4 protein-coding genes are annotated in these 6,533 nt (G+C 39.4%); 1 reads left to right on the top strand and 3 read right to left on the bottom strand.

The window, feature by feature from the left end:
• Positions 1-352: 352 nt before the first annotated feature.
• From AC1DUW_RS18520 to AC1DUW_RS18530, 3 genes are all read right to left on the bottom strand, one after another.
• Positions 353-1,498, bottom strand: coding sequence for a mannitol-1-phosphate 5-dehydrogenase (locus tag AC1DUW_RS18520; protein ID WP_477643156.1), 1,146 nt, complete (start codon positions 1,496-1,498; stop codon positions 353-355).
• 5 nt (positions 1,499-1,503) lie between these two features.
• Positions 1,504-3,594 carry a BglG family transcription antiterminator gene (locus tag AC1DUW_RS18525; RefSeq protein ID WP_477643157.1) on the bottom strand — a complete coding sequence of 697 codons (2,091 nt, stop codon included), beginning with the start codon at positions 3,592-3,594 and terminating at the stop codon, positions 1,504-1,506.
• Positions 3,595-3,680: 86 nt separating this feature from the next.
• Positions 3,681-5,633 carry a PTS mannitol transporter subunit IICBA gene (locus AC1DUW_RS18530; protein ID WP_477643158.1) on the bottom strand — a complete coding sequence of 651 codons (1,953 nt, stop codon included), beginning with the start codon at positions 5,631-5,633 and terminating at the stop codon, positions 3,681-3,683.
• A 283-nt stretch (positions 5,634-5,916) separates the two neighbouring features.
• On the opposite strand from AC1DUW_RS18530, the gene AC1DUW_RS18535 reads away from it, so the two are divergent.
• Positions 5,917-6,533 (top strand): RNA-guided endonuclease TnpB family protein (locus AC1DUW_RS18535; protein WP_477643159.1); only part of this gene is annotated, 617 nt, incomplete at its 3' end.

Raw genomic sequence — 6,533 nt, forward strand, 5'->3', positions numbered from 1 at the left:
GCGCAATACCCGCTTCTCGAACGATGTCAGAGATCTTCGTTTTATGATAACCAAGTGAAGCAAAAAGTTGTTGCGAAATCTCTAATATTTGCTCTCTTCTATCCACCTTTTCTGTAGAAATTCTTTCTCACCTCCCGATTGATTAGTCAGTCAGTATTATCATATAAAATTACTGTTCTGTAGTCAATTATCTTTAGTGGTTTAGTTGGTATTAGGGGGAATTTATTTTATCCTTTTGAGCATTGTATAGCGTAAAGCAATTGATCACGTAAGTACTTTGCATCCCCTCAGCAATATTCTTAAGTTAAAGAGCTCCTGAAAATTCATTTCAGGAGCTCTGGTCATAAACTATTTATTTCTTTAACTCATTGTAATGACTGACAACTTCTTTGGTAATTTCGCTATTTTCGTCTAAACCACTAACTTCTTTAAGAACAGAAGGTACACCGTTTTCTTTCACCATCGCTTGCAGCCTTAGTGCTTCTTCATCCTCGTTATAGTTAAAGAGTAAAGCTGCCGCTATTGCCTTCGCTAGATGTGTATAGGAAAGTCCAGCTTTCTTCGCTTCTACTGCAGGGCGTACAAGACGGTCGTTTGGTCCAAGCTTACGAAGAGGTGAACGGCCTACTCTATTTACTGAGTCATTTAAGTAAGAATTTTTAAATCGGTTAATAATCTTGTTAATATATTGCTGATGCTCGTCTGGGTTCAACTGGTATTCCTTTATTAAATAGGCTCCAGTTTCATCTAATGTGTTCTTGACTTGCTTCACAATGCCTTCGTCTTCCAATGACTGGTCAATCGTCAATTTGTTATCCTTAAGATAACCCAAGTAAGCAATGACAGCATGTCCTGTATTAACGGTAAAAAGTTTTCTTTCAATGAATGGAGCGAGTTCTTTTACAATGGTCATCCCCTCAACGGCAGGGATGTTTTCATTCGTTTCAACGACCCATTCATAATAAGGTTCTACCAAAACATCGAGGGAACCCTCGTTATTTTGAATCGGAACAATTCGATCAACAGCTGAATTAAAGAAGAATACTTTATCAGCTAAGTTTGCCTTTGTATCTTGATCTAAGTTTTCTAGAATGTATCCTTCTAAAAGATCTGTTGCTGATATTTGGTTTTCGCAAGCAATCACATATAGTTTTTCATCGGTTTCCTTCACTCTTGAAGTTAACCCGTTTGCAATTAAAGGTGCGATGTGAGGCAAAATATTCGGACCGATTGCAGTCGTAAGGTATGTTGCTTCCTTAATTGCCTTGATGATTTCCTCTTCCTGCTTTAAGCTGTTTAAACCTGATACATTTTCTACTGTGAGCGATTCTTGCTGATCAGTCGCCAATTTGACTTGGTATTGCTTTTTATCATTTAACTGGTCGATGATTTGATCAGCTATATCTACAAATGTTACATGATATCCAGATTGTGAAAAGAGTGCCCCAATAAATCCTCTTCCAATATTCCCTGCACCGAAATGTACTACYTGTTTCATTTCTATCATCCCTTTATCAAGTTAGTATATAAATAATCCAAAAATATGGCTTCCATTCTACTGCGAATTACTTCTTCGTCTGATGATGAAAAAATCATTATAGATTCATTGCTTTCAATTAAACTTGAACTGATTAAGCTGACGATTTCCTGCTGCTTCGCACTTAATTCTTCAGGTGCAAGCATCAGCAACAGGTTTTTCATATACACGTCTTTTCCGTCCATTCCTCTTACCACACAGAGTTCATCTAAGTGGGCCACCTGGAAAATCAGCTCTTTCACATTCTTATGTCTGGTATGAAAAAGGCCCATTCCAGTGCCTGGAATACCTAAACCACCTTTTTTTTCCCGTTCGTTAAGGGATCCTATCACATCATCCGCATCCATTAGCAGATCTTCCTTTTCAGCCATCCGAACCATTTCTTCGATGATTCGCGGATGTCCTTTCAGATGCGGCAGCCGATAAAACCGGAAATTATTGATAACAGCGTCTATTGCTTGTTGGACGTCTTTCAGTTCCTGCAATACTTCTTTCAATTCGCCATTCTCTTTTTTTGGCAGGGAATCCTTTTGGGCTGAATGACTGCTATAACGCTTATTCTTAGTGAAGTTTTCAATATTCTTCCTTAAATAATTCCTGATGTTCAATATATTCTCTTCACTCAAAAGAGGGGATACGAGGATATAATCCATATCGATATACGGAAGCCGAACGGTAGAAATGATTACATCATAGTTTTTCAGGCTTCCCTGCTGCTGGATATCTTTGATCGTCTTGATTTCTACCGTCTGGATTTCTATGATTTCTTTTTTGATCCGGCTTGCAAGCATCTTCGACGTACCTATACCTGTCGGACAAACGATGAGTGCCCTTATTGATATTTCTTCCTCCCGCATCACTAATGCAGATCCGAAATGAAGGACAATGAAGGCTATTTCATCTTCAGGAAAATCTTTAATTTCTTTGAATCCCTTTTCCAGACTGGTCTTTACTGCTAAAAAGAGAACCGGATACTTTCGTTTAATATCTTCCGTTAAGGGATTATATAATCCCATTTCCTGTTTGATCCGGAAAAGCGATGGTTCCATGTGGGCAAGGAGCCCTTGATACAATGGGAAATCCTTGGTCAAATCGATTTGCAATTGAGCAGAAACATCTTTTATCAAGTTCCTTATCAGCTGGCCTAGCACCACACTGTCATATGGAACGGCATCCGCCGCATGAAGCTTGGAACCTTTAAGGATGGCGGCCAGGTAGCTTATATCATCGATGGTAAAAGAGACTTCCAGCATGGTGCTGAGTTCCTTGCCTATTTTATTCATAAGATTATTCTCATCCGAAAGTTCTCTTATTTTCTTGAAGTCCTTCTCCAAAAAAAATTGGCTTTCATTCCTTTGCAGGGTTACATAAATATGCACAATTAACCCTATATACCCGCTATCCGCCAAACGCGAATGGACACTGTTAAAGGTCGAGTTCAGCACCCCATCAATAGCCAGAAGATAATCGGGATCGAAATAGTCGAGGATTTTCCCTTCTGAGAATTTTCCTTCTTGCAACAAAAATAAACTTTCAATCAGCTCTTCATTAAAGAAGTGCAAGAAATAGGCAGCCTGAGCTTTCCGTTTATTTTCTTCAGTGCCGGTAAGCTCTATTCCGACTCCCCTTTTTCTGGTAATCACGATATTAAAATTTCTTATCCACTCAGTCAGTTCGTCTAAATAGGTTGAAAGAGTGGTTATGCTTATACCGAGATCCCCCGCTAGAGCTTGAGTTTTATATGATTCTTCCTGCAATAATGCTAAAAGAAGATGCAACTTTCTTTCTTGTGGCGTTTGATCAATCGGATGATTACCCATCAGGTGCTGTACGAGCCTAAAGATTTGTTCATTCTTCCCATCGATGGACAGCCCTTCATGTGTATTGCGTGTTAAATGCAACTCAAAAGATTGCAGGATTTTTTCTATGGCCTTCAGATCACGTTGAACCGTCCGGACACTTACATTCAGTTGTGTTGCAATGGATATGGCCGTATGTTTTCCTGAAGTTTTTATGATCAATTCTATGATTGATTTTTCCCTTGAAGTAATATACATGCTACCAACTCATTTCAGGTGGAGTAACACGAGAAAATACTGAATAGAAAAGCGTAAAACGCTTTTCTATTCTTGGTTAAGAGTATTTAATTATTTTTAACGTTTATAATATCCATCAATTCCCTGGCTGATGTGGCTTTAACCATCTTTTCAATATTCTCCATCTCCGAGCAAGTAACCGCAATGCCAGATAGAATTTCAAGATGTGTACCATCCTTGCCGGCTATTCCGAATATTAACCGAGCCTTTTGGCCGTCAAAATCGACACCGTTTGGTATCTGTAAAACGGTAAATCCAGATTTAAGGACATCTTTCTTAGCTTCCTCAGTTCCATGTGGAATGGCTACATCATTTCCCATATAGGTTGAAGTCATTTCATCACGTGCAATCATCGCTTCAATGTAGCTTTCCTTAACGTATCCTGCATTTACTAAAGCTCTTCCCGCAAAGCGGATTGCTTCTTCCTTATTGTCAAAATGTTGATTAAGGAAGACATTTTCTTCGCGAAGCAGATCATTATCATCCGGTGCATCTTCTTCACCTGCATCGATGCCAGGTTCAATTGTATGTTCACGAACACCTGGAACTTCCTCTTCAGCATCTTCGACAATCTCATGAAGCTCGTCAGTACCAGCATCCTGAAGCCGTGCTAGCAATGAATCGTATTCAGGACTTGATAAGAAGTTATCGACAGATACATGAAAAGCATTCGGCACTTTATTTTGTGCTCTTGGAGTTAACTCTTCCTGTGTAATAACAATTTGTGCGTCAGAAGGAATGTTGCTGATTGCTGTATTTGTAACATCAATATTCAAACCAGCTTCCTTTACCTTTTTGCGCAGGAGGGAAGCACCCATTGCACTTGAACCCATACCAGCATCGCAAGCAAAAATAATTTTACTGACGTTTGTTGGCATAGTACCCGGATCTGAAGCAAATACATCAGCAACAGAACTTTTCTTCCCTTTCATTTCTTGCATTTTTTTCGCAGCATCTTCGATATTTTCCTCCGTCTGTTTACCTGTTTTCAAGACGAATGCAGCTACGATGAATGATACAATTGCAGCTACGATCACACCTGCAAAGTTAGCAATATATGCGCCCATATTATGCGGAGTTACCGCTGTAATGGCAAGAATACTACCTGGCGAAGCGGGAGCGAACAATCCGCCGCCTAAAAGAACTAAAGTGAAAACTCCGCTCATGCCTCCAAGAATGACCGCTAAAAATAACATCGGTTTCATTAGAATATAAGGGAAATATATTTCATGGATACCACCGAAGAAATGAATGATGGCAGCTCCAGGCGCCGATCTCTTCGCGGTACCTTTTCCGAAGAAGCAATAAGCAAGCAGAATACCAATACCTGGTCCAGGATTTGCTTCAAGCAGAAACAGAATGGAAGATCCAGTTTGTTTAACTTGCTCTACACCGATTGGTGAAAGGACGCCATGATTAATTGCATTGTTTAAGAACAATACTTTGGCAGGTTCGATTAGAATACTTGTTAATGGCAGTAAACCTGTACCTACAAGCCAATCAACACCTGCTACAAGCCATCCTGTAAACACGTCAACAGCAGGACCTATCGCTAAGAAAGATAGAATGGACAGCAAGCCGCCAAGAATCCCAGCTGAGAAATTGTTAACAAGCATTTCAAAACCGGCTTTTATTTTTCCTTCAATAAATTGATCGAATTTCTTGATAACATAACCGCCAAACGGCCCCATGATCATTGCACCAAGGAACATTGGAATATCAGATCCAACAATAACACCCATAGTCGCAATAGCACCAACTACGCCCCCTCGGTGATCATGAACTAACTTACCACCTGTATACCCAATTAAAAGCGGAAGCAAGAAAGTAACCATTGGGCCAACCATTTTGGCAAGGCTTTCATTTGGGAGGAAACCAGAAGGAATGAATAGTGCAGTGATTAACCCCCAAGCTATGAAAGCTGATATATTCGGCATGACCATTGAACTTAGAAAGTTACCGAACTTTTGAACAGCAACCTTTATATTAAAGTGAGCCATTTTGCTCTCTTCCCTTCTTATTATAGTTTCACCTAATGTTAAGGTACGGTACATCTACATTCAATAAAAGAAAAAGCTAACTTTGTCGCGAGAGAGAAGACAAACATAATGTTTCTCTTAATTCTAGTTTTATCAYTTCCCGCCAGAAKACTCCCTCTTCAAGYGTGTGAAGGGCGAGAGCCCAACGGTAAGGGGGAGATGAATGGCGGTTGGCATAAGCCAAAGTAATCTTTTGACAAACATACGTTCGATRATTAATAATAACTATAAGGGGGTGAAACCAATGGTCGTAAACAAAGCTTATAAATTTCGAATCTATCCAACTAAAGAACAACTAGTTCTAATCAATAAAACRATCGGCTGCTCCCGTTTTGTCTATAACTTCTTTTTAGGCAAACAAAAKRARAAAGATGYCTACTGGTATATCTGTGAAGAAATGAAGCAGAACGGCCAATTACCCTCTAATGAATGGAAAGGTTCTTTTCTGGATAAATACGCAACAATCAAAGAACTTCCAGCTTTAAAGAAAGAGTATTCTTTCCTGAAAGAAGTAGACAGTATTGCCTTACAGAAATCGGTGGAAAATTTAGCAGATTCCTATAGTCGATATTATAAAAAGCAAAATAARTCACCACGCTTCAAATCGAAAAAGAATCCTATCCAGTCCTACACGACTAAACATACGAATGGAAATATCGGAATGATTGGAAACAAAATCAAATTGCCAAAACTCGGTCTAGTTCGTTTTGCTAAAAGCCGCGAAGTCGAAGGGCGAATCATCAATGCCACAATCAGGCGGAACCCTTCGGGTAAATATTTCATTTCCGTTTTAGCGGAAACCAATGTACAAGTACTTCCTAAAAMKAATCGTTCGTGCGGTGTAGATGTTGGTTTGAAGAA

It is taken from the genome of Peribacillus sp. P4_C12, assembly GCF_056402095.1.

Excerpts from the sequence above, each read along its gene's own strand:
- AC1DUW_RS18525 (WP_477643157.1), bottom strand. The coding sequence starts at position 3,594 with ATGTATATTACTTCAAGGGAAAAATCAATCATAGAATTGATCATAAAA.
- AC1DUW_RS18530 (WP_477643158.1), bottom strand. The coding sequence starts at position 5,633 with ATGGCTCACTTTAATATAAAGGTTGCTGTTCAAAAGTTCGGTAACTTT.